This window comes from Actinoplanes couchii (assembly GCF_016862075.1).
Classification (GTDB): Bacteria; Actinomycetota; Actinomycetes; order Mycobacteriales; family Micromonosporaceae; genus Actinoplanes; species Actinoplanes couchii.
In genome coordinates this window covers 277,021-301,693 of sequence record NZ_BOMG01000064.1, presented here as the reverse complement: position 1 = coordinate 301,693, position 24,673 = coordinate 277,021, and the positions used below count along the sequence as shown (strand labels likewise).

General features: G+C 70.2%; 23 protein-coding genes. 10 read left to right on the top strand and 13 right to left on the bottom strand.

From position 1 onward, the window contains the following. Positions 1-68 precede the first annotated feature (68 nt). Complete coding sequence (locus Aco03nite_RS27155; RefSeq protein ID WP_203799256.1) at positions 69-395, bottom strand: TraR/DksA family transcriptional regulator; 327 nt, start codon at positions 393-395, stop codon at positions 69-71. Positions 396-699: 304 nt separating this feature from the next. Between Aco03nite_RS27155 and Aco03nite_RS27150 the strand changes: the two genes are divergently transcribed. Genes Aco03nite_RS27150 through Aco03nite_RS27135 form a run of 4 tightly spaced genes read left to right on the top strand, consistent with a single transcriptional unit; the run spans position 700 to position 5,964 of the window. Next, positions 700-1,077, top strand: coding sequence for a hypothetical protein (locus tag Aco03nite_RS27150; RefSeq protein WP_203799254.1), 378 nt, complete (start codon positions 700-702; stop codon positions 1,075-1,077). After that, positions 1,074-1,862 carry an AAA family ATPase gene (locus Aco03nite_RS27145; RefSeq protein ID WP_203799252.1) on the top strand — a complete coding sequence of 263 codons (789 nt, stop codon included), beginning with the start codon at positions 1,074-1,076 and terminating at the stop codon, positions 1,860-1,862. The genes Aco03nite_RS27150 and Aco03nite_RS27145 overlap by 4 nt, the downstream gene beginning before the upstream one ends. Beyond that, on the top strand, positions 1,859-5,452 hold the full coding sequence (locus tag Aco03nite_RS27140) for an AAA family ATPase (RefSeq protein ID WP_203799250.1): 3,594 nt from the start codon (positions 1,859-1,861) through the stop codon (positions 5,450-5,452). The genes Aco03nite_RS27145 and Aco03nite_RS27140 overlap by 4 nt, the downstream gene beginning before the upstream one ends. Further along, complete coding sequence (locus tag Aco03nite_RS27135) at positions 5,449-5,964, top strand: hypothetical protein (protein WP_203799248.1); 516 nt, start codon at positions 5,449-5,451, stop codon at positions 5,962-5,964. The genes Aco03nite_RS27140 and Aco03nite_RS27135 overlap by 4 nt, the downstream gene beginning before the upstream one ends. A gap of 52 nt (positions 5,965-6,016) precedes the next feature. Here the strand turns inward: Aco03nite_RS27135 and Aco03nite_RS27130 are convergent, their stop codons facing one another. Next, positions 6,017-7,189 (bottom strand): MFS transporter, encoded by a 1,173-nt coding sequence (locus Aco03nite_RS27130; protein ID WP_203799245.1) that lies wholly within the window; start codon positions 7,187-7,189, stop codon positions 6,017-6,019. Positions 7,190-7,345: 156 nt separating this feature from the next. Here Aco03nite_RS27130 and Aco03nite_RS27125 point away from each other — a divergent pair, with 156 nt between their 5' ends. Beyond that, the gene (locus Aco03nite_RS27125) at positions 7,346-7,849 is read left to right on the top strand and encodes an Lrp/AsnC family transcriptional regulator (protein WP_203799242.1); all 504 of its coding nucleotides are present in this window, start codon (positions 7,346-7,348) and stop codon (positions 7,847-7,849) included. Here the strand turns inward: Aco03nite_RS27125 and Aco03nite_RS27120 are convergent. The 3 genes from Aco03nite_RS27120 to Aco03nite_RS27110 form a co-directional block, all read right to left on the bottom strand. Continuing rightward, positions 7,809-8,816 (bottom strand): LacI family DNA-binding transcriptional regulator, encoded by a 1,008-nt coding sequence (locus Aco03nite_RS27120; protein ID WP_239145455.1) that lies wholly within the window; start codon positions 8,814-8,816, stop codon positions 7,809-7,811. The two genes, Aco03nite_RS27125 and Aco03nite_RS27120, sit on opposite strands and share 41 nt — an antisense overlap. Positions 8,817-8,937: 121 nt before the next feature. Then, positions 8,938-10,194: a DUF1996 domain-containing protein gene (locus Aco03nite_RS27115; RefSeq protein WP_239145454.1), complete on the bottom strand. Its 1,257-nt coding sequence runs from the start codon at positions 10,192-10,194 to the stop codon at positions 8,938-8,940. Further along, positions 10,191-11,858 (bottom strand): galactose-binding domain-containing protein, encoded by a 1,668-nt coding sequence (locus Aco03nite_RS27110; protein ID WP_203799234.1) that lies wholly within the window; start codon positions 11,856-11,858, stop codon positions 10,191-10,193. Before Aco03nite_RS27110 ends, Aco03nite_RS27115 begins: the two co-directional genes overlap by 4 nt. A 421-nt stretch (positions 11,859-12,279) precedes the next feature. Here Aco03nite_RS27110 and Aco03nite_RS27105 point away from each other — a divergent pair, with 421 nt between their 5' ends. After that, positions 12,280-12,948 (top strand): DUF305 domain-containing protein, encoded by a 669-nt coding sequence (locus Aco03nite_RS27105; RefSeq protein WP_203799231.1) that lies wholly within the window; start codon positions 12,280-12,282, stop codon positions 12,946-12,948. A gap of 110 nt (positions 12,949-13,058) precedes the next feature. Here the strand turns inward: Aco03nite_RS27105 and Aco03nite_RS27100 are convergent, their stop codons facing one another. From Aco03nite_RS27100 to Aco03nite_RS27085, 4 genes are all read right to left on the bottom strand, one after another. Beyond that, on the bottom strand, positions 13,059-13,841 hold the full coding sequence (locus Aco03nite_RS27100; protein ID WP_203799228.1) for a transposase family protein: 783 nt from the start codon (positions 13,839-13,841) through the stop codon (positions 13,059-13,061). Positions 13,842-13,962: 121 nt separating this feature from the next. Then, entirely contained in the window at positions 13,963-14,346 is a 384-nt protein-coding gene (locus Aco03nite_RS27095) for a hypothetical protein (protein WP_203799225.1), read from the bottom strand. Between the two features lie 7 nt (positions 14,347-14,353). Further along, positions 14,354-14,488: an IS3 family transposase gene (locus tag Aco03nite_RS54765; protein WP_203799222.1), complete on the bottom strand. Its 135-nt coding sequence runs from the start codon at positions 14,486-14,488 to the stop codon at positions 14,354-14,356. A gap of 281 nt (positions 14,489-14,769) precedes the next feature. Next, positions 14,770-15,561 (bottom strand): aminotransferase class IV, encoded by a 792-nt coding sequence (locus Aco03nite_RS27085; RefSeq protein ID WP_203799219.1) that lies wholly within the window; start codon positions 15,559-15,561, stop codon positions 14,770-14,772. A 154-nt stretch (positions 15,562-15,715) separates the two neighbouring features. Between Aco03nite_RS27085 and Aco03nite_RS27080 the strand changes: the two genes are divergently transcribed. Next, the gene (locus Aco03nite_RS27080) at positions 15,716-16,144 is read left to right on the top strand and encodes a hypothetical protein (RefSeq protein ID WP_203799217.1); all 429 of its coding nucleotides are present in this window, start codon (positions 15,716-15,718) and stop codon (positions 16,142-16,144) included. A gap of 116 nt (positions 16,145-16,260) precedes the next feature. Here Aco03nite_RS27080 and Aco03nite_RS27075 read toward each other — a convergent pair whose 3' ends face one another. Beyond that, entirely contained in the window at positions 16,261-18,039 is a 1,779-nt protein-coding gene (locus Aco03nite_RS27075; protein WP_203799215.1) for a hypothetical protein, read from the bottom strand. A 157-nt stretch (positions 18,040-18,196) separates the two neighbouring features. Here Aco03nite_RS27075 and Aco03nite_RS27070 point away from each other — a divergent pair, with 157 nt between their 5' ends. Further along, positions 18,197-19,219, top strand: coding sequence for a patatin-like phospholipase family protein (locus Aco03nite_RS27070; protein WP_203799214.1), 1,023 nt, complete (start codon positions 18,197-18,199; stop codon positions 19,217-19,219). 10 nt (positions 19,220-19,229) lie between these two features. Here Aco03nite_RS27070 and Aco03nite_RS27065 read toward each other — a convergent pair whose 3' ends face one another. Then, positions 19,230-20,450, bottom strand: a complete 1,221-nt coding sequence (locus Aco03nite_RS27065; protein WP_203799212.1) for a S8 family peptidase — start codon at positions 20,448-20,450, stop codon at positions 19,230-19,232. A 72-nt stretch (positions 20,451-20,522) separates the two neighbouring features. Between Aco03nite_RS27065 and Aco03nite_RS27060 the strand changes: the two genes are divergently transcribed. Continuing rightward, positions 20,523-23,177, top strand: coding sequence for a CHAT domain-containing protein (locus tag Aco03nite_RS27060; protein ID WP_203799210.1), 2,655 nt, complete (start codon positions 20,523-20,525; stop codon positions 23,175-23,177). Here Aco03nite_RS27060 and Aco03nite_RS27055 read toward each other — a convergent pair. Beyond that, the gene (locus Aco03nite_RS27055; RefSeq protein ID WP_203799208.1) at positions 23,167-23,628 is read right to left on the bottom strand and encodes a hypothetical protein; all 462 of its coding nucleotides are present in this window, start codon (positions 23,626-23,628) and stop codon (positions 23,167-23,169) included. The two genes, Aco03nite_RS27060 and Aco03nite_RS27055, sit on opposite strands and share 11 nt — an antisense overlap. A 5-nt stretch (positions 23,629-23,633) precedes the next feature. Next, positions 23,634-24,191: an RNA polymerase sigma factor gene (locus Aco03nite_RS27050; RefSeq protein ID WP_203799206.1), complete on the bottom strand. Its 558-nt coding sequence runs from the start codon at positions 24,189-24,191 to the stop codon at positions 23,634-23,636. A gap of 96 nt (positions 24,192-24,287) precedes the next feature. On the opposite strand from Aco03nite_RS27050, the gene Aco03nite_RS54185 reads away from it, so the two are divergent. Continuing rightward, the gene (locus Aco03nite_RS54185; protein ID WP_275415909.1) at positions 24,288-24,422 is read left to right on the top strand and encodes a hypothetical protein; all 135 of its coding nucleotides are present in this window, start codon (positions 24,288-24,290) and stop codon (positions 24,420-24,422) included. The last annotated feature ends 251 nt before the right edge of the window (positions 24,423-24,673 follow it).

Below are 24,673 nucleotides of genomic sequence, written 5' to 3'. Positions count from 1 at the left end.
CCGTACTGCCGGCCATCGCCGCCTCGGTCCAGCTCGTACCGGACCTCGCACTGCCCGAGTCCTGCCGCTCAGGCGCAGGCCATACAACGGCGGGCGAACGGCCGTACCGCCAATCGCTCTTCGGGGATCGGCCGGCCGCAACCCTCGCAGCTGCCGTAACTGCCGGAATCCAGGCGTTGCAACGCCTCGCCGACCTCGGCGGACCGATCCCGGGCCGCGGCCAGCAACGCGGTCAGCTGGGCCCGCTCGAAGCCGACGGTGGCTCCTTCCGGGTCGTGCTCGTCGTCGGCGTTGGAGTCCCGCGACGCCGCGAACAGACCCTCCAGGTCCCGGGCCAGCGCCGCCGTCTCGGCGTCCGCTCGCGCTCGCAGCCGCTCCAGCTCATCCCGGATCACGCTGTCAGCCTAGGTCGGCGGCTGTCCGACCGCCTTCCGTGGGCGAAGTGAGTCCGCAGCCCGCTGAGAACGTCGATCTCCAGGTAGCGCTACCGCTGACAGCCGGCCGGCTCGACCAGGTGGGCGTCGATCGCGGTTGACCGACGTCAAGCTCGACGTTCGAAGGTGGTCCGGATCGGCCGGATGCGATATAACGAACGGCACAACCGGAGGGTGCATTCGTGTCGATGCCAGTGCGTTCCACCATGACCGACGGGTTGGCGGCTGCCGCGATGCGGACTGGATCCGCATCTCGCCCGGCCCGATGAGCGATCTCCGGCGACCCCAGCGGATTCTGCTGGGCACCGGCCTGACCGCGGCCACCACCAGTGGGCTGGGGGTCGCGATCAACCTGGCTACCGAACCGCACTCGTCGTGGCCGATCTGGGTCGTCGTCGTTCTGTTGACGGTGGCCAGTGCACTGCTCATGGCCTGGCTGACCGCCCCGGGCCGGAACGGCACAGCTCGGGAGTTCGACGCCCGTGACGTGTCCCTGACCGGGGAGGCCGAGGTGCGGCCGCGGAAAGGCGCCGCCGTACGAACCAGGAACTTCACCGCCGGGGACCAGGCCCGGTTCATCGTCACCGACAGCTCGGACCCCGGACAGATGAAGGGTGAGGAAGTCGGCGAGGACGATCGGTGACCGACGTCCACATCGACCGGCGCACCGAACTGGCCCGGATCGCCGGCCTGCTGGCCGCTGACGAATCCGGCGTCGGTGTCGTCTGCGGCGAGCCCCGGATCGGTAAGACCGCCCTGCTCGCCGAGGCCTTCCAGCGGCATCGCCCGGACCGGCCCGCGGTGCTGATCGATCTGGAGGAGACCGCCGAACCGGGCCAGGTCCTGGAACGGATCGTCACCCGGCTGCGCGGGCGGGTGACGTTTCCGTCGTACGAGCGGCTGCGCGCCAGGATCCCACCGGTCCGAAGCGCCCTGAGAACCGGCGACGTCACACTGTCCGGCTCGGCACGGATGACGTTCGTCGTCGACGGGGTGCGCCAGCGTGCGGCGCAGGCCCGGCAGCTCACCCCGGTCTTCGTGGAGGACCTGGCCCGTGCGGGGCAGCACCGGCCGCTGCTGTTGTTCGATCACTTCGACCGCTGCCCGTCCGCGGAGGTGCGCGGCTGGCTGCGCGAGGACCTGCTGCCCGGCGCCACGCTGCACGCGGACGTCCTGGTCCTGGTCGCTTCCGCCGGGGAGCCGTGGGGGAGCGGGCCACCGGCCGCGTGGCTGCCGGGTGTCGTGCCGTACCTGTTCCGGCTCGGCCCGTTCACCCTCGACGACGTCCGCGACTGGCTGGCGGCTCTCGGCATCGACCGTTCGGACGCGCTGGCGGACTACCTGTGGCGGCGGATGAGAGGCGTTCCGGGGCCGATCCGCGACGAACTGGTCCCCTATCTCCTGGCACGCCGGGACGACGGCCGATGAGCCGTCCCCAGGACAGCCGGATTCTCGACGGGATCCCGGTCGCCCAGCGCCGGGCCTGGGGACGGCTCGCGGTGCTGCGCTGGTTCGACCCGGAACTGCACGAGTTCGTGGTCGGCGACGTGCTGCCGTTCGACCTCGTCCGCGACTCCCCGTTCGTACAACGAATCGGTGGTCAGCAGGGCCGGTACCGGGTGCGGGGGGCACTGCGGCCGGACATCCTGTCGGCGCTGGAGTCCGAGGCGCCGACCATCATCCGGCACACCGCCGGACTGGCCGCCGCCTTCCTGTCACCAGCGGACCGGCAGTACCTCGGCTACGTGGCACTCTTCGATCCCGAGGCGGCGCAGTCCGGCCTGGCGACCGCCGCCATGGGGGCGCTGAACTCCGGGGATCCCGGCGGCGCGGTGACCATGGCCCGGGACGCCGTCGACCAGATGTACCTGGGCGGGCATCTCGGCGGGTCGGCCGGGCTGGAGCGGGAACGGCTGGCACGCTTCGCCGACGTGGTCGGTCTGGTCGGTGCTCTGCTCACGTTCGACCGCGGTGCCGGTACGCCGCTCGGCCGGGCTCGTCTGCTCCGGATCGCCCTGTCGAAGGCCGGGACTGTCGACACCGTCGACGAGCAGCGCCTGTTCGACCTGGCCCGGGACCTGAGTGACCGGTACCTCCGGGCGACCGGCGCGGAGACGACGGTGATTCCCGGCATCGACGACTGGCTCACCGCACTGGCCTACGCCCGGTCCCACGACAGTGTCTCCGCTCAGACCCACACGATCACCGTCACCGGCGGGCGCGTCGTCCACCGCATCGATGCGGTGGTCCACGGCACCGGCGACGCCCCGGTCCTGGTGAGTGTGCTTCCGACCGCCGCCGGTGGGGTCGCCGACGGAGTCCACGTCCACGACGGGACCGGCGCCGTCATGCCTCGCCTGACCACCGGCAAGGCACGTCACCTGATCACCATCGCCGACATGATCGCCACCAGATTCCCCGAGCCGGGATGGCTCGCCCGGTTCCCGGAGACGGCCGACGAGACCTGGAAGACACTGCGACGGGCCAGGCGCGGCACCGGAAACCGGCTGGACGGTGTACCGGTCGTCGCCCTGCTGCCGGACTCGGCACCACGGGCGCTCACCCTGTCGTACGAGACACCCGCCGATCCACCGTCGCGGTGGACCGGCCGGACCACCGTCGTCGCCGAACCGGCCGCGGTGCACGGAGCCGAACAACACGTGACGATCAGTACTCCGGTGGGAACACGCCCCCGGATCAGCGGGAACACACCACACCTGGCGTACGGCGACGTGCTCGTCCTCGACACGCCCGGGCACGGCGGGATCACCGTGCGATACGGCCTCCCACTGCGCAACAGGGTGCCGACCATCATGACCGGGCTCATCCCGCTTCTGAACGCCCTCGTCTCACCACACCCGATCACCGCGGCTCTGCTCCTCGCGGCCGGAACCTACGGTGCGCTGTTCGCCCGGATCCTGGCCCCCGCCGACAAGCCGCGCCGGCTGCGCGCCGCCCAGATCCTGAACCTGACCGCCCTGACCACCATGACCGTATGGCTGATCGTGGTGCTGACCCAGCCGCTGCTCCGCGGCCTCGCCGCACCACTGGCCGGCGCGTCGGCAGTGCTGGGCGTAGCCGCGATGGTGATCGAGACCGTGGTCCTCGTGGGGGAGCGAGTCCGTCGTCGGCCCACCACCGCGGCACCGGACGCCGTCCTGACCCGAGTCCGGGAGTATGCCGGACGGTTCCCTCTGTTCCCGCCCCCGCTCGGTCTGACCTGGACCCCCGACGGGGAATCGCCCCGGTCGGTGCGGGTCGACGATCTGGCCGACGATCTGGCACACGAGCCGATGAAGGTGCACCTGCTCGGCAGTCCCGGCAGCGGCAAGACGATGTTGCTCTGCGCCCTCGCCGACATGTTGACGAACCGGTCGCTGATCCCGGTGGTGTTGTCAACGAGAACCTGGCACCCGACCCGGGAAACCCTCGTCCACTGGGCGGTCCGGGAACTCACCGGACGGCTCGGGCGGGTCTCGCGCAGCGAACGCGCCACCCTCACCGCCTTCGCCGAGAACGGCGAGCTCACACTGATCCTCGACGACCTCGACGAACTGAGCGCCCCGGCCCGCCTCGAAGCGCTGCGCGGCATCGAGAACGCCGGTCCCCGCGTCACGGTCGTTGCCGCGTGCCGCCTGGAGGAGTATTCGGCCGTCTCGCCGGCAGCCCGCGGACTGAGCACGGCCCGTGTCGTCCGGATCGACCCGCTGCCGGGCCCGGAGGAGGCGGTCCTGCCGCGGTTCGCGGACGAGCAGGTCGGCGACGAATTCCTCACCACCTACGAAGCGGTCGAGTTGGCCGCCGTGGTCCGGGCGGAGTTGCGTCAATCAGCACAGAACGCCGAACAGGCATTCACCGAAGCGGCGATCCAGCGGGGGATCGACTGGGGCCGGACCGACCGCGAGCCACCCATCATCGGACAGTGCCGGCGCTGGCTGCGAACCATCGCGGTGACCGCCCGCCGAACCTCGCACGGGTTCACCTGGCCGGATCTGCACCGAACCCTCACCGGCCCGGCCCGCACCCTGATCGTCACCCTCGGGTCCGCCGCGGCGGTCACACTGGCCGCCTGGATCGGTGCGTCCCGCCGCCCCCTACCGGCTTCCGGTGCTGACCGGATGACGGCGCTGATTCTGCTGCTCCTGGCCACGGCGGTGCTCGCGGCGGCGGCCGTCACCCCCCGAAAGGCCTTCACCGGGGTACGGATGACGGCCCAAGCCACCGGGGTGGCCCTGACCGTAGCCGCTGTCACCGGCCCCGCGGTCACGACCGCCGTGACGGTGGCCGCGGGCTGGCTGCTGAGCTGGCCGGTCGGCGGGGCGATCCGCCGCTTGATATCCCGGAGACGGGTCCGTCAACCACTCGATGCACGACGCTCCCTGCGGCTGGCTCTGCTGTTCGCGGTCCTGGAAGCCCTGCTGCCGCTGGTCTCCGTGTCCATCGTCGAACGCTCACCGAACATCCTCCTGACGGCGGCGGTCGCCGGGTCACCGTTGCCGCTGCTGTTCAGCCCGTGGGGCTGGTACCGGTCCAGCCATCTCGTGCTCGCCGCCCGCGGCGCCCTGCCGTGGCGCCTGACCCGCTTCCTGGAGGACGCCGCGGTCCGCCGTATCCTGCGCCACCGGGGCATGGGTTTCGACTTCCGGCACCGGATCTACCTCCAGGGCCTGGCACCGCCGGGTGCGGCCGGAGTCACCGCCCCGGTGCTGAACCGGCTGGCATACGAGGTGTCCTGCTTCTTCCAGCGTCACCCCGGGGTGGAATTCGACGACCACGACGTGTGTACGGGCACCGGCCTGATGCCCAGCCAGACGTACCCCACATTGAGGTTCCTCATCGACCGTGGCTGGCTGACCGCACGCTGGGAGGAGCGCACCGGCGACCGGCGTCGCTTCTACCGGCTCGACAGCGGTAACCGTGACGACGTCGACAGCGCGATCGAGGAGTTCCGGGCCCTCCACCCGGATCCGGCCGGGTCACCCGCACCGCGACCCCGCACAGCCGGATCCGGATCATGAACAGCGATCTCCCGCTGATCGTCGCCTCGGGTGTCGCTGTGGTGACCCCGGCCCTCATGACGCTGATCGGCTTCGTTCGCCACCTGATGTCCGGCGGCGACGCAGGGGTTGCCGCCGGTGCGAGGAACACCGTCAACTACGGAGTGACGGGTCTGGTAGCGGTCGGTTTCGTCGTCGGAACCACCTGGCTGTTCCTGGACGGCCTCGGCAAGAAAGGAGCCGTTGCCGGGACCGCAGTCCTGGTGCTGCTCGGTCTGGGCCCTGTTCTTCCCGTAGCGTTGCCGAGGCGGGCCGAACGCCCGGTGATCTGGCTGGCCGCGCTCTGGTTGCCGGCAGCCGAACGAGCCGAGTTCCGCGAACAGACCCGGGCCATGCTGACCCGGGCCACCGGTCTCCAGCGAACCGGATACCTCTACGACCTGCTGACCCGAGCCCTCGCCATGGGCATACGCCGCCGCCGAACAGTCCGGGCCGCGGACAAGCCCGGCGACGACGAAACCCTCGAATACTGAACGGCGACCGTAACCAACCGCGCTGGATGATCGAGCGCTTGCGCCTGAGGGGCTATGCGGTGGCCGGGCGGGCGGCCAGGTGAACACGCTGGGGAGCGCCGGCGAACGCCGCTGCGCTCAGCCCGGCCACCGCGAGGCCTGCCGTCAGCGTCGCGATCGCCGCCGGGACGCCGGCCTGCAAGGCGTATGCGCCGACCGCTGTCGTCACCACCCCGCAGGCGCCATACGCGACGGCGGCGTACCAGGAGGCCGCCCGTCCCTGCCGGGCCGCCCGCAGGCCGAAGGTGACGGTGGCCAAGCCCAGGCTGTACGCCGGGCCCTGACCGAGCCCGCCGATCACCGCGCCGGCCAGCAGCAACCACCACCGGCCCTGGTCGAGTGCCACCGCGATCAGGGCCATGCCGATGACCAGCGGGACCGACAGTTGCCAGGCGCGCAGCCGCAGGATCCGGCGGCGGCAGAGGGTCTGTGCCGCCCATGCCGCGGCCAGGAACATCGCGCCCGGCAGGACCGCCTGCAGCAGCGAGACGCCGGGCAGTGCCAGCCGCAGGCTGGTGGGCACCAGCGCCAGTACCACCCCGGCCGCGCTCCACGACATCGCGCCGAGCAGCAGGGCCGCCCTCCGATGCCGGGGACGGTAGCCGGACGGTTCGCCGGTGACCGGCTCGGCGGCGGTCGTGGAGGGTGCCGGCACCCCGCGGACCAGTAGCAGGCTTGTGGCGACGGCTAGCGTCACCAGCAGATGAACCGAGTAGACGGTTTCCAGCGGGGCCGGGGTCAGCACGCCCAGCAGGCCGCCGCCGAGGTTGCCGGCCAGCGAACCGATCACCGCCCCGGAGGCGACCATGGTCCGGGCCCGCTCACCGAGGGCGGCCAGCGCCACCGTCGCCGCCGATCCGGTGGCCAGCCCGACGCTGACCCCGGCCGCCAGCCGGCCGGCCGCCAGCCCGGCGAACATCTGCGACCCCCACACCATCAGCAGGTCGGTCCCGGCCGACAGCACCAGGGCGACGATCAGGGTGGTACGCGGGGACAGCCGGGGACTCGGCCGCCGGATCACCATCGACAGCGTCGCGACCAGCGCGAGCAGGTACAGGCTGAACAACACCGACTGTGCCAGCGGGGTCAGCCCGTACCGCTCGGTGTAGAGCGGCATCAGCGGGTTGGGCAGGTTCACCCCCACGATCACCACCACGAAGCCCGCTACGGCCAGTGCCCCCAACATTCTCTCCTCTCGGTGCTCATTCAGCGGGCCTGAGTGTGGTCAACGGCTACAGAACAGGCAATTGTTGACCGGAAAGTTGGTCGTTGTGTTCAATAGGGGTGCCTGCCGAGGGGTTCTGATGATCATCTCGACCACCCTCGATCCTCGGAGACGCCGGTGAACGACACCGAGGCGCGCATCCTCCGCCTTCTCGACGAGGTGCCCCGCGCGACCGTGCAGTACGTGGCCGACAACCTGGGGATCGCCCGGGGCACCGCCCATGCGTACATGAACCGGATCTTCGAAGAAGGCGGACTGGCCCCGGTCACCGCACGGCTCAGCCCGGTCCGAGTGGGCCGTCCGCTGCGTGCCCTGGTGACGGCGGAGGTCGACCAGGCCAACTTCGACGGCCTGCTGGAGGCGCTGGCCCGGATCCCGGAGGTGGTCGAGTGTCTGGCCATCTCGGGGCCCAGCGACCTGCAGATCGAGATCCTCGCCGCGGACGCCGACGACGTCTACCAGATCACCCAACGGATCATGGAATGCCGCGGCATCCGGCGTACCGCCACCAGCCTGGTCCTGCGCGAAATTCTGCCCCGCCGCATGGCGCAACTACTGGAGACACCGACCGGGGGCGGGGTCAGGCCGAGTCCCGGATCACCAGGGACGGCTGGAAGATGACCGAGCGCGGGGAGCGCGACGGGTTCTCGATGTGGGCCATCAGGAGTGCGGCCATCTCGGCGGCCATCTCCTCCACCGGCTGGCGGACCGTCGTCAGTGGGGGCCGGCACTCCAGGGCCACGCTCGAATCGTCGAAGCCGACCACGGCGATGTCCTCCGGTACCCGCCGGCCGTGGTCCTGGACCGCACGCAGCGCGCCCTCGGCCATCAGGTCGCTCGCCACGAACAGCGCGTCGATCGCCGGGTCGGCGGCGAGCAGCACCCGGGCCGCCGCCTCCCCACCGGCCCGGGTGAAGTCCCCGGTCACCGCCGGGACCCCGTCGACGCCCCGGTCCCGCAGGTAGGAGCGGAAACCATCGAGCCGCTGCGAGCCCGCCGGGATGTCCAGCGGACCGTTGATCGTGGCCAGCCGCCGCCGTCCCAGCGACAGCAGGCGCGCGGCCGCGAGTTCGGCGCCGGCCACCTGGTCGACGTCGACGTAGCTGACCGGAAGCGGGCCGGGCGGCCGGGACGACAGCACCACCGGGATGCCCAGGGCGTGCACCTGGGCCGGCAACGGGTCGTGTTCGTTGCTGCTGATCAGCAGAACCCCGTCGACGTGGCCCTGGCGCAGGTACCGGACCACCTGGTGATGGTCGGACGGTTCGGCCGGCATGACGACCAGATGCACGTCGTGCGGGCGGAGGGCGCCTGTCGCGCCGGCGGTGACCCGGCCGAAGTACGGGTCCGTGAAGATCCGGTTCAGGAAGGAGTGGTCGTCGGGCCGGTCCGGTTCACTGATCACCAGGGCGACCGAGTCGGATCGCCGGGTCACCAGGCTGCGGGCGGCGACGTTCGGCACGTACCCGGTGGAGGCGATCGCCCGCTGGACCGTCTCGCGGATCGCGGGCGCCACCGAGGCCGCGTTGTTGATGACCCGCGACACGGTGGCCCGGGAGACCCCGGCCGCCGCGGCGACGTGATCCATCGTCGGATGTTGTCCGCCACGGCCGGGCTTGGAGATCATGGAGACTTTCTAGGGGATAGGTGACCACCATCGCCACCCCGGGCCGGCGGCCCCGGCGGGACCACCGGCCCGGCAGCCCTCGTTACGGGCGCCCGTCGACCCCGCACTTGATGATCGGGCGGATGCAGTCGTTCACCCGGCGGGCCATCTCGTCGACCGGCCAGGCGTTGAAGAAGTCACCGTGCATGGTGTAACCGCCACCGGACGCCAGCCTCAGCCGGGCCGGCGCGCCGTTCACCGGGTACCGCATGACCTGCCGCAACTTCGGCACCACGACCGGGTGCGACGCCGGGCAGGCGTTGTTCACCGGGTACGCCATGTGGCTCTTGTGGTCGGTGGAGTCCAGGTTGCGGCCGTCCCAGCAGTGCGGGAAGTCGAGGTACGACTCCAGCATGGTGCCGGCCGGGCAGCTCACGAAGTCCGGCGACGACCCGACGTGCCCGGCGTGCAGGCACGACCACCGGGAGATGGTGTTGTCGGCCGGCCCGGTCGCCTTGGCGTTGCCGGCCACGATCCGCAGGCCGAACGGCAGCGGCTGGGTCTGCGCGATCAGGTCGTCCCGCACCCCCTCACCGAGGTAGTAGAAGATCCCGGTGACCGGCTCGACCGGCTGGTTGTCCTGGTACAACGTGGGAATCCAGTACGACGACTTGTCGATCGACGGGTTGCAGTTGCTGTTCGCGTTGAGCAGCTGCTCGGCGGTGGAGAACGCGTTCGTCACGGTGCTGCCGAAGAAGCTGTGCATGTGCGACGCGCCGGGCAGGTTCGGGAAGACGATCGGATCGTCCGGCAGCCTGTGGCTGAACGGGCAGTCGGCCAGGAACTCGGCGACCCGTACGGCACCCGGCGGGATCGTCGGCGTGGTGCCGCCGCCCGAGCCGAACACCTGGAACTCGGCCAGCGACACACCCCACTGTGTCGCCCGCACGCTGGTCTCCACCCGTACATAGCGGCCGGTCCCGGTCACGTTCAGGGTCTGCTTCCCCCCGCTTCCGGCGGCGGTGGAATAGAGCGTGGTCCAGTTCTGGGCGTCGGCCGAGGCCTTGATGGCGAACGTTCGGGCGAAAGCCGTCTCCCAGTCCAGGACGACACTGGTGATCGTCGCACTGGCCCCGAGGTCGACCTGAAGCCATTGCGGGTCGCTGAACGCGCTGGACCAGCGGGTTCCGGCGTTGCCGTCGACGGCGTTCGACGCCGGGAAGGCGGCCGACTCGGTGGACGACGCGGTGGCCGTCCTGCCCTGCGAGAGAAGGGTGTCGGCCGCGCTGGCCGAACCGGCTGACACCAAGAGGTAGGTGGCGAGGACGATGGCCGCGGTGCCGGCAAAGAGCTTCCTCATTGGTAGACCCTCACGTAGTCGACGAGCATCCGGGACGGGAACGGGGTGCCGGCGTCGATCGGACCGGGGAAGTCGCCGCCGACGGCCAGGTTGAGGATCAGATAGAACTTGTGGTCGAAGATCCACGGGCCGCGGGTGTTCTCCACGGTCTCCTTGTTCGCGTCGAAGACCTTCCGGCCGTCGAGGAAGAACCGGATCCCCTTGCTGTCCCACTCGGCCGCCCAGACGTGGAAGTCCTGGGACAGGTCGACGGTCGCGTACTTCTGGCCGTACCCGCCGGCGCCGTTGTAGGCCGGGGCGTGCAGCGTCGAGTACGCCTCGCCGGTGTTGCGGCCGAGGACCTCCATGATGTCGATCTCGCCGTTGTACGGCCACGGCCGTCCCTGCAGGAAGTCGTCACCCATCAGCCAGAACGCCGGCCACAGCCCGTTGCCCTTCGGCACCTTGACCCGGGCCTCGATCCGGCCGTACTGGACCGAGAACTTGTTGCCGGTGTTCATCCGGTGTGACGTGTAGTCGCGGCCGTTGGACGCCTCTTTACGCGCCTCGATGACCAGCGCGCCGGTGCCGTCCATGGACGCGTTCCGGCTGTCCGGCGTGTAGTACTGGACCTCGCCGTTCTGCGGGAACCCGGGGTCGTACGTCCACTTGGCGGTGTCCGGCTTGCTGCCGGCCGCGCCGTTGAACTCGTCGGCGAAGACCAGGCGGGTGGCCGGGAAGACCGGGTCGGCCGGCTTGGCGGGCGGAGCGGTCGGGTTGCCGCCGGTGCCGTACACGCTGAACTCCCAGAGCGAGTACCCGTAGTCGCTCGACCGTGCGGTGCCGTACATCCGGACGTACCGGCCGGTGCCGGACGCGTTGATCACGTCCTTGAGGCCGTCACCGGTGGTGGTCGAGAAGATCGGCGTCCAGTTGGCGCCGTCGGCCGACACCTGGATCTGGTAGGACCGGGCGTATGCCGGATCCCACTGCAGGACGACCTGGCTGATCTGCGCGGTCGCGCCGAGGTCGACCTGGATCCAGCCGGGGTCGACCCAGCCGCCGGTCGGGTTGGTGGCCCAGCGACTGGCCGGGTCGTTGTCGAACGCTTTGTCGGCGGTGCACGGGTTGCACTGCGGATCGTTCTGCTCGGAGGAGGCGCGAGCCGGTTTCCCGTACGAAAGAAGGCCGTTGCCGGGGTTGGGGTTGGTGGTTCCGCTGTCGGAGAAGACCTGGAACTCCCAGAAGGAGTAGCCGTAGGTTTCGATGGCGCGCTGGGTCAGGTTCAGGCGCACGTAACGGGCGGTGCCGGTCACCGCGATGCTCTGCTGGCCGCCGGTGCCCGACGTGGTCGCGTACGCGTTCGTCCAGCTGCTGCCGTTCGTGGAGAGCTGGACCTGGAACGCCCGGGCGTAGGCTGCCTCCCAGTTGATCGCAACCCGGCTGACCGCGGTGGACGCGCCGAGGTCGACCTGGAACCACTGGGTTGCGGCGAACGCGCTGGACCAGCGGGTGCCGTTGTCGCCGTCGACACCGGAGGCGGCCGGGGTGCCGGACCACTCCATCGACGACGCGGTGGCCGGCTTGTTCTGCGAGACGAGGACTTCCGCGGCGGCCGCGGGGACGGCCAGGAACGCGGTGAGCAGGCCGCCCAGGGCGGCGGCGGATAACAGGCGTCGTTTCATGGCGAGGACTCCTCGGGGATGTTTCACAGCGCGGACGGAGCTGTGAAAGCGCTCTCTTGAAAGTCACTGTGAACCGGCCGTAAAACGCTGTCAATGCAGTGGAAACATCGGTGAAGCGCTTTCTCGTCGACTTCCACAGGCATAGACCCAGGTCAGTGGGGTGTGGGTGTGGCAAGGCGCCCGTAGGTTCCGGAACCTACGGGCGCCGTTCACGTGTTTCGGCCTCGGTGGACGCCGAACACCCCGAGCGGGTAGCCGATCGCGCGGGCCGATCGACCGCGTCGGCGGCGGCCCGGGCGTCGCACTCCCGCAGCGAGGCGAGGACGGGGCGGCCCTTTACTCATGATCGCACCAATTCGGGAAAGCGCTTTCCAAGTTGGGTGATTGTTTCGCCCAAGTTGCTGATCGCCAATGGAAAGCATTGACATCGCCGGATCAGGAACTGGAGACTGCGCGGGTGTTTCCCCATCAACGGGTATTTCTCGCAGCCGGCCTGTCCGTCGGCCTCTCGATCGGGTTGGCCGGCTGCGCAGGCCCGCCCTCGTCGTCCCCGCCCGGTTCATCCGCCTCGGCCGGTGCTCCCGCGCCCAGCGGGCCCACCCTGCCCGGCACCTCTTCTCCGGCCGGCGCGTCCCCGGTCGCCTTTTCGACGACCGACAACGCGTGGATCGAGGTGAACATCGCGATGAACGAGCAGATCCTCCCGCTGCTCGCGCTGGCCACCGAACACGGCGCGAACACGCAGCTCAAGGCGCTTTCTGTCGACCTGGTGGGCCGATTCGAGGCCGAGCTGGCCGACCTGCGGCAACTGCACGCCGAGGCCGGGCTGCCCGCCGAGAACCCGCATCTCGGCATGCCGATGCCCGGGATGGTGACGCCGGAGCAACTCGCTGACGCGACCACGAAACGCGGCGTGGCGTTCGACAGTGTGCTCCGTGAGGGCGTGCAGGCGCACCGGGCACAGGGCGAGGCACTGCTCGTGAGTCTGATGAAATTGAACAGTCCGCAGCCGGTCATCGACGTCGCGATCCGGATGAATGCAAACCGCGAATACATCCGTTACATGCTGGCCGACATTCCCGAAAAATAGAATGGAGAGCTGGTTAGTTGGTTTCCAGGGTGCGGTGACCGGGTGGGTCGTCGCGGGTAATGCCTCGTGTTCGCCATGCATGCGTCGGTTGTTGTACCAGTGAGCCATTTTCATCCTGAGTAGGCCGGGTACTCCACGTGATGGAGCGCGAGGATGGCTTGCACGATCGCGGTTGCGCGATGTGGGCTGCAGCGGAGTTTCGTCAGGATCTTCCAGGTCTTAAGGGTGGCGTTGGCGCGTTCGCCGATGGCGCGGATCCGGGCGTGAGCCCGGTTGACCTTCTTCTGCCAGGGGTTGAGTTTCGGCCGGTAGCGGTGCCGTTTGAACGGCGTCCGGATGCTGCCGCGGGCTCCTTGGTAGGCCTTGTCAGCGAACGTCATCACCTTCGCGCTGGTCAACACCTGGATGATGGCGTGGGTGCGGGCTGCGGTCAGGTCATGAACGGCGCCGGGCAGCGCTGCCGACACCCAGATGAGCCGCCCTGCCGCGTCGGCAATAACCTGCATGTTCACGCCGTGTCGACGATGTTTGCCCGAGTAGTAGGGCTTCTGGTCGGCGACCCGGTCGATCGGGATCAAGGTGCCGTCGAGAATCACATACGCGAGCAGCCGGATCCTGGCCATCGCCGCTTCGAGGTCGTCGGCGGTGGCCGCGAGGAGGTCTATGGCCTCGCGGACGTACCGCCAGGCGGTGGTCACGCCGATCTCGAAACCGCAGGCCAGACGGGTCAGGGTGTCGCCGTTGCGCAGGTGTGCCAGGGCGAGCAGTGCTTGCCGGCCGGGGTCGAGGCGCCGCCACCGGGACCTGCACTGGTCGCGGCGGGCCCGGATGAGGCCGGCGAGGTGGTTCAGGCTGCGAGTGGACAACGGAATCGCGGCGGGGTAAGACAGCACAGCGAGGCTCCCGGTTGGGGCATCGGATCTTGGTCGACTGCTGTCTTACCGGGAGCCTCGTCCTTTGTCGACTCTCACCGTCAACACCCACCGTGACCTGCGCCGTCACGATGAAAATGGCTCAGTCGATGTACTCGACGGTGGCCATCTCCAGATCGTCGAGGCCGCGCCAGGATCCTCTGTTGCGGACGAGTTCGGCCTTGAACGGGGAGTTGAACGCCTCGGTCATCGCGTTGTCGAAGAAGTCGCCCTTCGATCCGACCGGGGCGACGCCGCCGGCCTCGCCGAGTCTCCGGGTGTGGCGAATCGCTCGATATTGGGCGCCCTGGTCCGAGTGGTGGATGAGTCCGCCCAGTTCAGCGCCTTGATTCTCGCGGCGCCACACGGCCATCTGCCAGCCGGCGATCATGCGGGAGCACACGTCGAGGACGAACGCCGGTCGGTCTCGGCGGCCGGCCGGGTCGTGCGCGGCGACTTGTCGCGCAGCAGCCCACGCAGCCCACATGCTCGCATCAGCCGCTCGACGGTACAGCGGGACACGGGTATGCCCGGCGGTGTAACTTGTGCCAGATCTTGCGGGCGCCGCAGACGCCGTAGTTGTCCTGGTGAATCCGTTCGATCGTGTCGGTCAGCTCGTCATCACGCACCGTTCAGGCCGAGGCGGGACGGGTCTTGGCGGAGTAGTAGGTCGACGATGCGATCTGTGCCGGCGTGTCTCCCGAACTGGTCGGCGATCCGCTTGATCGCCCCGACCGCAGATCCCGGATCTCGGCGGGCCTCAACCGCCAACCGGGTCGCACGCTCACGCAGCTCATCGGGGTACTTCTTCGGTGCCGGAACAGCTGAGTCTTCTCCCAGGCTTGGATGTCTCCATCAAACCCGGGGCGGGACCGTGCAGGCTGCCAGGGATTTCGCGTACCGGCTGTGCTCAGAGGTCGTCGAACGGGACCGTTTCCCAGGCGTCCCGCAGTAGTGAGGTCAGCTTGTCGGTGGCCGGGAAGGGGACGGTGTCGATGCTGGTGACGGGCTGGGCCGGGCAGATCGAGTTGACGGCTGCCGCGCCGGTCAGCAGCGGCAGCTCGATCGCGTCGACCGGGCGGATGGTCCACGGCGTTCCGTTCATGGAGAGCGCCAGCTGCAGCAGCACCATGGTCACGCCCTTGAGCATCGGCGCGTCCGGCCAGATCACCTGGTCGCCGTCGTAGAACGCCACGTTCCACGATGTGCCCTCGCTGATCAGGCCTTCCCGGCCGACGAAGAGCGCGTCGTCGTAGCCGGCCAGACGAGCCCGGCGCACGGCGTACGTCAATCCCATCGTCGCCGCGTGTTTGTGCGCCGGCCAGTCCCGCTGATAGTCGTCGGTCCGGACACGTAGCGGCCGGCCAGCGGTGTCGTCCACCGGAGCACTCACCGAGACCAGGATGTCCGGGGCCGCCCCGCCGGTGGCGGACGGCACGAACCCGACCCGGACCGAGGCGTCGGTCTCGTCGCCGAGCGCGTGCCGGATCAACCCGAGCAGCCGCTGTTCGTCGTCGATGCCCATCCGGAAGTCGAAGAACTCCTCGTTGCCGTCGGACAATCGGGCCAGGTGCAGCGCCAGACCGCGGACCGCCCGGCCCCGCACCTGCATCGAGGTGTAGTGCCCGTATCCCGCGGTCGCCAGCCGCTGGATGTCGGCGACGTCCGACGGCACCCGCCCGTTCAGTTCGATGTTCAGCACGCTGTCCAGCCTAGGCGGGGCCCGGAGTCGTCACTGGATACGGTCTTTATATCGATGTCGGGAAATACAGTTCCGGTCCACGGCGGAATGCGAGCATCGATGTCGTGCCCGGGGGAATCGCCTCGGGTGAATGATGGAAGGTTGTTTGCCTCGCATGAGAAATGTCAAGGATCTGACTCGGCGGATCGTTGCCCCGCTGGTGGCTCTCGGGGTCACCGCGGGCTTTTCGGTGGTCACCGCGGTTCCGGCCGCGGCGTCGACGATCAGGGACGGCTGGATTCAGCTCTGCCCGTGGGGTAACTACCGCGTCCACCTGGAATACACCGTCGGGTCCGGCTACCAGCGGCTCAGTCCCACCCTCGACGCGGGCGCCGACTGCTGGTGGGGGCCGATGCCCAGTGGCAGCACCCCGGCCCTGATCTGGATGGTCGGCCACTTCAACACCAGCGAGAACACCTTCACGGTCGGTCAGCGCGGCCAGAACGGCCAGGAGACGTTCTACAACGGCAGGACGGGAATCGGTTTCGCCGCCCAGGGCACCACCGACAAAGCCGGCGGGGCGTCCTACTACTACACCTACTGATTACGTCCGGCCGGCCCCCGTACCAGAAATCGGATTCTGTTCTCTCGTCTCTCTGATTTCTTTTATAGGACTCGTGACGGGGGCCGCCGCCGACACCACCGGCCTGCCGTGGGCGGTCAAAGACGATTGCGGCCCAGGGTCTCCGCGGCCCGCTCCGGGTTCGCGTAAGCGGTGGTCAGCAGGGCCTGCGCGGCCGTCGGGTCGGCCTCGACGACCCGGAACCGGCGGTCGGCTGTCAGGACCCGGCCCGGCCGTGCGGCGACCCTGCCCAGGGCGGCCGCCGCGTGCACCCCGATCCGGGAGGCCGGCATCCGGGCCGCCACCTCGGACAGCACGTCGTTGGCCCGGTCGAGGGATGCCGATCCGCCCCGGCTGCCGCCGAACGCCAGCACCCGGCCCACGCCCTCGGTGAGCACGTCGCCTGCGAGCCGGTCGGTCTGCCGGTCCGCCGGTGGCCGGATCTCCAGGCGCAGTGGTGCCGACAGTACGTCCCCGGACGGTGTCGCCAGGGCCGCGTACAGCGAGTATCGGCCCGGCTCGGCCAGGTCGAAGCCGTTGCGGCCGGCCCACGGGAACACCGACGTGGACAGTGACTCGCCGGGCTGCAGGACGACCGGGTCGGGCCGGTGGCAGTAGCGGGCGAACGGCACCCACTGCCGCGGTTCGCGTCCGTCGCCCTCGATCAGCACGGTCAGGCCCTCGCCGGCGAGCACGTTGCGGTCGACGGTCTGCGGGAGCGGTGACGTGTTGGTGAGGGAGACCTCGACCACGACCGGTTCCAGTGCGGCGAACGCCGGTTCGGCTCGGCGGACCCGCAAACCCAGTTCGAGCGTACGTGCGGAAGCCCGCCGTGCCTGCTCGAAGCCGTGCCGGTCGAACCAGGGTGCCGCGCCCATCTGGACCAGGTGTTCCGGCGCGTGCCGCAGGAACAGCAGTTCCTCGTCGCTGAACCGGTAGTCGAAGTCGCTGAAGAACGCCTCGGCGCCGCCGTCGACGGCATACGGGTAGTTCATGAAGCTGCGGGCTTCGGGGTCGACCCGCAGCGGGATCCAGGATCGGCCGAGCGGCTTCTGCCACGAGTGGGCCAGGTTGAAGCAGTGCCCGATCTCGTGTACGGCGGTCCAGAACCGCATGCGGCGGACGGCTGCTGCGGCGTTCGGGTCACCGGGTGGGGGTTCGGCGATGAACGAGTCGCCGAAGACGGCGCAGCCCTGGCGCTGGGCGGCGCCGATGCCGTCGAACATGATGCCGCCCAGTGCCGGGCCCTCGTCGTGCCGTCCGGCGAACAGGGTCCACACCTGCCACTGGGGTGTGTCGGCCCAGCGGGACCAGTGGGCGGTCATCGCGTCGTGTAGTTCGATGTCCGACCAGGTGCTGTCGTCTCCGGCGCCGGAGACCGGGATGACGTCGCCGCCGCCGGTGCGCTTCATCGCGATGCCCTGGGCGGTGAAGACGTCCTCGATGGTGAGGGTCCGGTCGGGCAGTCCGGCGGGACGGTTGGGGTGGGACCGCAGGGAGAAGTCGGTGACCGCGGTGGCGCCCTCGACGGTGTCGAACTCGATGCCGACCGTGCGGAACGCGGACCGGGTGAACACGAAGCGCCGGGTGGTGGGCCGGGTGCCGCAGCCGGAGAACGTCACCTCACCGGCCGGGGTGACCAGGACGTGTGCGGCGGCGCCGGTGCCGCCGTCGCGGTACTCGATCCGCCCGGCCCAGCCCTGCCGGGTGTCGTCCCAGGTCACCGGGGCGATCCAGGTGAGCCGGCCGGGGGTGGTGCCGCTGACGGTGGGATGTGGCCCGTCGACGTCGATGCGGAGTTCCTCGGCGGTGGCGCGGTGGGTGTACACGCCGCTGCGCAGGGTGCGGACGGTGGAGGCGGGCGCGGTGATGGTCATGGCTGTTCCCTCGGTCGTTGCTGATCGGGTGGTACGGGAGTCGGATCCACCGAGGTGGCGCGCTGATACACCGAAATAACCGGTATTTCGGACATGTGGTTCAGACTCTGATCACCGTGGCGTACGCCTACCGGGCGCCGCGGAGAACGGAGTAGTCATGAACAACGAGCTCAACGCCGATCTCGTCCTGGAGGGCGGCGGAGTCAAGGGCATCGCGCTGGCCGGTGCCGTGTCGATGCTGGAGGAACGCGGCTACCGCTTCCGCCGGGTGGCCGGAACGTCGGCCGGTTCACTGGTGGGCAGCCTGGTCGCCGCCGGGATCTCCGGCGGACGGCTACGCGAGATGCTGCAGGATCTCCATCTCCGCGACTTCCGGGATCCGCCGTTCTACGCCCGGTTCGGTCCGGTGGGCGCCTGCACGGCGGTGCTGGTGCACAAGGGCTGGTGCAAGGGGGACCGGTTGCGCTCCTGGGTGGCCGAGTGTCTGCAGGAGGCCGGCGTGCGTACCTTCGCTGATCTTCCGCTGGACGACGTGGACGCGGCGCCGGAGTTGCAGGACGACCCGGACCGGCGTTTCCGGTTCGTCGCGATGGTCTCCGACCTGTCCCAGGGGCGGCTGGTGAAGCTGCCGTGGGAGTACCGGGCCCGGTTCGGGGTCGACCCGAACGAGACGCCGGTGGCCGACGCGGTCCGGGCGTCGTCGGCGATCCCGTTCTTCTTCCGGCCGGCCCGCTGCCCGGACCGGGTGACCGGGGGACAGGCGTGGCTGGTCGACGGGGGCATGCTGTCGAACTTCCCGATCAGCGTCTTCGACCGGCACGACATCGAACCGCGGTGGCCCACCATCGGCATCAAGCTGTCCGGTGACCCGGCGGCGATGCGGGTGAACCGGATCGGCGGCGTGGTCACGCTGTCCCGGGCGATGCTGTCCACGATGACCGGCTTCTACGACCGGCTGCAGACGTGCCGGCCCGAGGTGGTCGCCCGGACGATCGTGGTGGACACCACCGGGGTGAACGCCACCGACTTCGGCCTGAGCCCGGCCGACTCGTTGCGGTTGTTCGAGAACGGACGACGGGCCGCCGCCCTGTTCCTGGAGGGGGACGAGCGGCGGCCGGCGTGGGATTTCGAGGCGTACAAGAGCCGGTTCCGGCGTTCGCCGTCGGCGGCGGTGAACTGAACCGGACAGCTCAGACCAGGACCGGATCCCGGCTGTCGAGTGTCAGCCGGGCCGGTTCCCCCTGGGACAGCGCCGAGCCGAGGAGTTCGTCGGCGGCCTCGGTGGCGGTGCGCCGGCCGGGGACGGTGCGGGCGGCGATCGCGGCGCTGACCAAGGCGGCCGCGAACGACGTCCCGCTCCATCGGGCGTACCCGCTGAAGGTTTTCACGACCCGGACCGGTGGGTGCGGGCCGGGACCGTCGGGGTCCTCCCAGACTGAGACGGGACCGGTGAGGTAGGTGCTCTCCAGGTCGCTCCCCGGTGCGATGACGGTGATCCACGGACCTTTCGCGCTGAACGGGGCGCCCTGCGCGCCGACCGCGATGACGTTCGGGAACGCCGCCGGGAAGGCCGGAAGGTACTCCCTGCCGTCCGGGAGATGGCCGTGATTGCCGGCCGCCGCCACCACGACGGTGTCGCCGAGTTTGCTCAGCGCGGCGGCCAGCACCAGCGGGCCGTCACCGTCGTCGGTGTGACAGACGAAGGACAGGTTCAGTTCGTCCACCCCGTCGCGTCCCGCCTGCACGATGCGTTTGGCGGCGTTCCAGGCGTTGCCGTCACCGTTCTCCTCGAGTACGGGATAGACGCGCACCGTGGCGGCCGGGGCGTAGCGGCGGATCAGGCCGGTGATGAACGTGGCGTGTCCCTCCTCGGCGGTGCACGGTTCGCCGTCGCAGGCCGGTGGTGGCGCGCCGGTCCAGCCGCCGGCCAGGTAGTCGTGGTTGACCATCTCGGTGTCGATGAGCCCGACCGTCACCCCGGAGGGTTCGGCGGTCTGGCGGTCGCTGGCCCAGGCCGGTTTCGCGATCGCGACGGGCGCCCCGCCGCCACCGTGCGAGACCTCGCCGGCGCCGGCGACGTCGTCACCGGCCCGTCCGTGGATCCGGCCGACGTAGCGGTTCTTGCCCAGTTGGGGGGTCCAGCCGAAGTAGCGGTGCGCGAACCCGGTGCGCAGGCCGTACAGGATCCGGTCGAGTGTCGTGTCGGCCGTGGACGGGCCCTGCTGCCGGGACCAGAGGAGCAGGTTGCGGGCTGCCTGTTCCGGTTCGGGCAGTTTGACCAGGGCGAGGTCGAGGTCTCTGTTGACTTCGAGGGTCTCGTAACGGCAGTCGGCCTCGGTCAGCGCGGTCACCAGCGGGCGCAGATGCTGCTGGGCGACCACCAATTGGTCGGGCTCGGCGGGGGACGTCATGCCGAGACCATATAGTCGTAAAAAGTACTGTATGACCGATAATCGTGGTGATACACCGCTGGGAGGACACGGGTGGGGGACGCCGATGCGGTGGCCGCCGATGCCGAGGAGGCGCTGCGGCTCGCCGCCGTACACCCGGATCAGGCCCGCCGCTGTGCCCGGGCCGCGGAAGAAGCCGCCCGGGCGCGGGGCGACAAGATCTCCCTGAGCGTCGCGAAACGGGCCCTCGGCGTCGCCGCCATGCAACAGCGCGACCTCGACGCGGCGGTCGCCCACCTGCGGGAGGCGGTCACCGTCGCCCGCCGCGCCGGTGCCGGCACCCTCGCCGCAGAGGCCCGGACCAGCCTCGCCTCGGCACTCGTCCTGCGCGGCGCGACCCGATCGGCGCTGCGCCAGATCACCACCGCGCTGCGGGAACTCAAGGGCGTGCCCGCGGCCCACGCCCGCGTCCAGCAGGCGGCGATCCTGCAGGAACTCGGCCGGCTCGACGAATCGCTGGCCGTGGTCCGCACCGTCCTGCCGGTGCTGCGCCGGGCCGGTGACCACCAGTGGGCGGTCCGGGCGCTCAACAACCGGGGCCTGCTGCACATCGAACGGCGCTCCTTCGCGGCCGCGGAGGAGGACCTGCTGCTCGCGATCGCCCTGTGCACCGAACACGACCTGGAACTGCCCCGGGCGTACGCCGAACAGAACCTCGGCTGCCTGCACGCCGGCCAGGGTGATGTGCCGGCCGCGCTGGTCCTGTTCGACCAGGCCGAGCAACGATACCGGCGGCTCCACGTACAGGTCGAGTCGTTGCTCGTCGACCGGGCCCGGCTGCTGTTGTCGGTCCGCCTGGTCGGGGAGGCCCGGGAGACCGCCGAGGCCGCGGTGGCGGCGTACGTGGAACACAAGCGGATCAACCTGCCCGAGGCGCGCCTGCTGCTGTCCACCATCGCGCTGGTGGACGGCGATCTGGAGACCGCCGAACAGGCGGCGCAGCAGGCGATCCGGGAGTTCCAGAGCCGGGACCGCCGTCAACTGCTCGCCCTGGCCCGGCACGCTCGCCTCCAGGTTCAGGTGGTCCGGGACCGGGACAGCGTGACACCCGGCCTGGCCCGGCGCACCGCCGACGAGTTGGCCGCGGCCGGCTGGCAGGTACCGGCTCTGGAGGCCCGGGTGATGGCCGGCATGCTCGCCCTCCGGCGTGGACAGCGGGCCGAGGCGCGCGAGGATCTGATCCGGGCCAGCCGGGCCCGCTCGGCCGGGCCCGCCGAGGTCCGGGCCCGCGCGTGGAGCGCCGAGGCGTTCCTGCGCCGCGCCGACGGGCGCCGATCCGGCGCGCTGCGGGCCGTCGACGCGGGCCTGCGCATCGTGGAGGAGCAGCAGGCGATGCTGGGCGCGACCGAGCTGCGCGCGCACATGACCGCCCACCGTGACGAACTCGCCCTGATCGGTGTGGGCATGGCCCTGGAATCCGGCAGGCCCCGGGACGTCTTCCGCTGGGCCGAACGCCGCCGGGGCATCACCGCGGAACTCCGGCCGGTCCGCCCGCCCCGAGACCCGGTACTGGCCGCCCTGCTGGCCGACCTGCGCGTCACGATGACCGCCATGGAATCCGATGGACCGTCGCCGGCTCTCGTGCAGCGGCAGGTCGCCGTCGAACGGGAGATCCGCGACCACTGTCGCCGGCAGGACGGCTGCGGGCAGGGCGTGTACCGTCGCCGGATCGCCGCCGTCGACGACGTGGCGGCGGAACTCGGCGAGGCGGTGCTGATCGCGTACGTCGAACTCGACGAGGAGTTGCACGCGGTGACCGTGCGGGACGGCCGGGCCCGGCTGCACCACCTCGGGCCGATGACCGAGATCGTCCGCGCCCTGAAGCACCTGCCGTTCGCTCTGCACCGGCTGGCCGGGGAGGTCACCACACCGGCCGGGATCGCCGCGGCCCGTACCGTCCTGGACCGGGCCGCCGCCGTCTTCGACCGGACCCTGCTGGAGCCGTTGCGCGCGTCCGGACGGCCCCTGGTGATCGTCCCGAGTGACCGGATGCGCTCGGTGCCGTGGTCGATTCTGCCGTCGTGCGCGGGACGGCCGGTGACGGTGGCGCCGTCGGCCGGGCTCTGGCGGTCGGCCGTCCTCGCCTCCGGCGCCGACGGCTCGCGTACGGCCGGGCCCGTCGTGGTCGTCGCCGGGCCGGGCCTCCGCGACGCCGACCGGGAGGCGGAATCGGTCGCCCGGCGCTATCCGGGCCCGGTGATCCGGTTGCGGGGCGCCGAAGCGGACGCCGACCGGGTCGCCGCGGCCATGGCCGGATCCCGCCTCGTGCACGTGGCCGCCCACGGCGACCTGCGCTCGGACAACCCGCTGTTCTCCGCCCTGCGGCTGGCCGACGGACCCTTCACGGTGTACGACCTGGAACAACTCGACGTGCCGCCACGCCACGTGGTGCTGGCCGCCTGCGACGCCGGCCGGGGACACCCGGTGGCCGGTGCGGAAGTCCTCGGCCTCACCACCGCGCTGCTCAGCCAGGGCACTCCCACCCTGGTCGCGCCGGTCATCCCGGTGCCCGACGGGGAGACCGTCACCCTGATGGAGGCGTACCACTCCGGCCTCGCCGCCGGCTGCTCCCCGGCACAGGCGCTGGCTGTCGCCCAGGAGCGCATCCGCGACCACGGGCCCCGGGAGTTCGCGGCCGCCGCCGGGTTCGTCTGTCTCGGCGCCGGCCTGACGCCGTTCACCATCTGAACCACTCGGTCACCATGTCCACGCCGTCGGCCCGGACCCGCAGGCGTACCGGTTGATCCTCGGGTGGCATGAAGTTCAGGCAGCCCACGTCGTCGATCGCCACCTCGGCCCGGTGCCCCTGTGCTCCTTCGACGATCAGGGTTCCCGGGCCGGGCGGGATCACCTGCCCGACCACCTCGGCGCCGTCCTGCTCCACTTGGATCTCGGTCCCGGACTCCCCGGTGAAGACCAGCGTGCGGCGTACGCTCGTCGCACCCGACCGTAGCGCCACCGGCGGTGCGAGCAACGAGTCGTGGGTCAGGCTGGCCAGCTCCAGCTCCTCGTCGATGGTCCGCCAGGTCCAGGCCCCCAGGCCGGTGTCGCGGACCCGGTCGTGCAGCGGTGCGGAGTCCCGGAGCGCGCTCGCCATCTCGGCGAGCAACGTTTCATCGTCCCAACTGTGCAGGGTCACCGTTCTCACTCCCATCCCATGTTCTGCAGGTACGTGCGCAGCCGGTGCAGGGCCCGGGCGCGGGTCGGCCCGATGCTCCCGATCGGGATGCCGAGCTGCCTGCTGATCTCGGCGTACGGCATCGGCGGATCCGTCAGGAACAGCAGGACCAGTTGACGCTGCGGCTCGGGCAGTTCGGCGAGACCGGCGAGCAATGCCTGCTGCCGGGACCGTCGGAGCATCGGTTCATCCGGGGCGTTCGCCGGGTTACCGTCCGTCGTCTCCGGCAGCTGCTCGCGCGGCTGGGTCCGCTGTCCGGCGCGGATCTGGCGCAGGCACTCGTTACGTGCCGTCGTCTTGATCCACATGGGCAGCGCCTGCGGTTCCTTGATCTTGCCGAGGTGCTCCACGAGGCGCAGCCAGACGGTCTGGGCGACATCGTCGGCGTCGGTGCCCTGCAACCGGAATCCCCAGGCCACCGAGGCCACGAGCGGGGTGAACCGGGTCACCAGGCCCTGCCATGCGAGCTCCTCGCCGCCGGCGGCCGCGGCCACCAGGTCGGTCAGGTCGTAGCTTTCGTCCACACAGTTGAGGATCGGCCCAGCGAGTTTTTGATACCCAAATAGGCCGAAATACTCCGCCTTCGAGCGCCCCGGCACGACTGACGGACTGCTGTGGTGATGATCGAGACGTCTGTGCGCTTCGCCCGTGAGCGCACCGCGTACGTCTGGCTCATGTACCGCCCGGAACTGTCCGAGACCGGCAAGGATCCAAACGCCGAAGCGTCGAACGCGGCTCTATTGTCCCCGCCCTGACTGCACAGGTCACGTTTCTGTTCCAGGGGTTGCTGTCGAGGTCGTGATCCGCAGCATCGCATCGGAGGACGACGCTGCGCTTGATGGCGGGGGTACGGTCCGCCGGGCCGGCAGGTCCGCTTACCTACCGGGTGATGGCGCAGCACAGGGCGAAGGCCATTTTGCTCGAGCTGCAACGCCGCACCATCGGCCATCATCTTCATGGTCCGGCTGGCGTTGCCGTTCGACCCGCTGACCATTCGGCAGCCGGA